This window comes from Pseudoalteromonas sp. NBT06-2, assembly GCF_002276045.1.
Taxonomy (GTDB): Bacteria; Pseudomonadota; Gammaproteobacteria; order Enterobacterales; family Alteromonadaceae; genus Pseudoalteromonas.
On sequence record NZ_NQMR01000262.1, the window covers coordinates 1 to 2679 of the forward strand.

At 36.9% G+C, this 2679-nt stretch carries 3 protein-coding genes; all 3 read left to right on the top strand.

The window, feature by feature from the left end; translation table 11 throughout:
* A partial coding sequence (locus CJF42_RS27870; RefSeq protein ID WP_170940766.1) for a hypothetical protein occupies positions 1-1067 on the top strand: 1067 nt, incomplete at its 5' end.
* Positions 1064-1375 carry a DUF2523 family protein gene (locus CJF42_RS25090; protein ID WP_095369237.1) on the top strand — a complete coding sequence of 104 codons (312 nt, stop codon included), beginning with the start codon at positions 1064-1066 and terminating at the stop codon, positions 1373-1375. The genes CJF42_RS27870 and CJF42_RS25090, both read left to right, overlap by 4 nt.
* On the top strand, positions 1375-2601 hold the full coding sequence (locus tag CJF42_RS25095) for a zonular occludens toxin domain-containing protein (RefSeq protein ID WP_095369238.1): 1227 nt from the start codon (positions 1375-1377) through the stop codon (positions 2599-2601). Before CJF42_RS25090 ends, CJF42_RS25095 begins: the two co-directional genes overlap by 1 nt.
* The last annotated feature ends 78 nt before the right edge of the window (positions 2602-2679 follow it).

The window sequence follows — 2679 nt, forward strand, 5'->3', positions numbered from 1 at the left end:
CTGAGCCAGAACCCGACCCAGATAACCCAGAGGATTGCCCGCAGCTATCTGGGCTTGATTTACCAGATTTGACATTTAGTGACGCTACACAAATGTGTTTTCCAAATCCGACAGGTACAGGCACTTGCAAGTACAATTCAAATGATGGTGTTTTTCAATTACCACCAAGCTTAGGTGAATCTGTTAATTGTGATACTTCTGAACCCGAAGACCCTTTTCCTGATAACCCCGATGATACAGACACACCAGATGAAAATGGCTGTGTTACAAAGAAAGGTAAAAAGTATTGTGCTGCAAAACCAGAAGATAATTGTAAGGTTGCAAATGCTGCTGTAAAAGTCGGTGATACATGGGATACAGTTATGACATGTAATTCAGGTTGCGGAGATATTGGCGGTGTTTTTTATTGCCCTGAAACCCCAGAAGATGATCAGGTACCAGAGATAAACGATAATTGTAGTGATGAAGTATTTAGATTGGCTAATCCTACTGTTTGTTCTAGTAAAACAGATGATACAACAGACAAAAATCAGGATGGTAAAGTTGATAATACAGATGTGGTTAAAGGTTTAAATACAGGTAATCAATTAACTGAATCTATTTTATCAGAATTAAAAAAAGGTAATGGTGAACAAACACAAGAGCAGAAAAAACTTAATGAAAAGTCATTTGCTACTAATCAATTATTATCATCACTTAATAACCAAGTAGGCCAAACCAATAAACAGCTTAAAAAAGTTACTGATAAATTAGAACAGCCACTTGCAGAAGTCACACAAGGTAAATTCGATATTGCCACAGCGCAAGGTGAACTAGACCAAATAAAAAACGACTATCAAACCAAAATGAATAGCATCAAAACTGAAGCGTCAAATTTAATACAAAATTTAAATGCAGGTGGAGGCGGTTTTGATTCTTGTCATGATTTAATTTCAATGAATGGCAAAGTACATACCCGTTGTATGTCTCAGTTCTCTGAAGAGATGGCACCAATTTCAAATGGTATCTTACTTTTCTTTACGATTTTATCTGGTTTTGTTGTTTTAGGGGGAGTAACTAAAAAATGATTGAATTCTTTAATGAAATGTATGCATGGATAACATCAGGTATCTATGATTTTGTAGTCGAGGTATATGCGTGGGTAATAATAAAAATTGCAGGTTTTCAACTTAAAGCAACAATGGCATCAATAACGTTTGCATGGGATATTGCGCGCGAGATTATCACTCAACTTAATATCAGTTCTGAAATGCAAGCCGCTCTTAACCGGTTACCACCAGAGGTTGTTGATAAGCTTAACTTCTTCAATGTCATAAATGGATTAAACCTTTTATTGAACGCATTCGTTACACGCTTTGTAATGAGGTTTATCTAATGGGTATCAAAATACATCACGGGCCAGATGGAACTTATAAAACAAGTGGCGCTATCAAAGACGATATATTACCAGTTATTAAGTCAGGTCGAATCTTAGTTACAAATGTACGCGGGTTCTCTAAAGAAAATGCTATAAAAGTGTTAGGTAAAAAGCATGTCCACAAAAATTTTGAAGTTATTTTTGTAGATACCGAACAACAACCAGGGCGCGATAAATTAGCGCGCTTTTTCCATTGGGCACCAAGGGGCGCATTCTTTGTTATTGATGAAGTGCAACGCATCTTCAAACCTAAGTGGCGTGACAAAGATATTCAAGAATTAAATTATGTTGGTGGTTCAGAGCAAGCCGCCTTAGATGATAGACCAGAGGATATGGATACAGCATGGGACATGCAACGCCATTACAACTGGGATTTTGTATTTACAACAACGTCAATCACCAAAGTGAGAGCAGAAATGAAAGATATGGCAAAGGTTGCCATTCGTCATTACAACTTAGGTGTTTGGCGCTTTTATAAGACGGTGGAACATGCAACAGATTCAAGAGGGACAAGTAAATCAAGCCAAGGTACAGTTAAGTTTTTCAACTACGTACCGAAGAAAGTATTTGCGCTTTATAGTTCAACGAAAACGGGAGCTTTTACAAATTCAGAGCCAAGAACACCTTTCTACAAAGACCCAAAAATACTTGGCTTACTTATCGCTTTGGCTTGTCTTTGGACTTACATTTTGTCTAAACCTGCTCCTAGAGCTGTTGGCGGTAGTAGGCCAGATAGCAATCAATCTGTTCAAACAGATAAAAAACCTATACAAAAAGTATCTGCATCCACTAATAATGATGTTTCTATCAATAGTAATGCTAAGACTGGTAATAATGACAATCTCACTGTATCTAACCAGCTCATTGATAAAAATCATAATCTAGACCCATATAACGACATACTTAAAAATGCTTTTATAACGGGTTCAGTATTTTCACTCAGAGAGGCTAATTACTCATTTAGCTCTGATATACAAGGAAGTGAATTTTCATTTAACTCAATAGATTTACGTGATGTTGGCTATCGTGTTAAGTGGGTAAAACCATGCAAGGCAAAAATATTTTTTGAGGGGAAATCATCTTATATATATTGTTCATATAAAAACTCAATACATGAAACCTTAGCCGACAATCAGCAAGCGGCTGAGCGAGTACCAACGGGAACGCAGCGAAAAGCGAGCTGATGGAGGGAAATATGATTTTAGAAATTACATTAGGGGTTACCCTCAATTTAATTGGTAATGTTCCAGGGCTTTGATTGA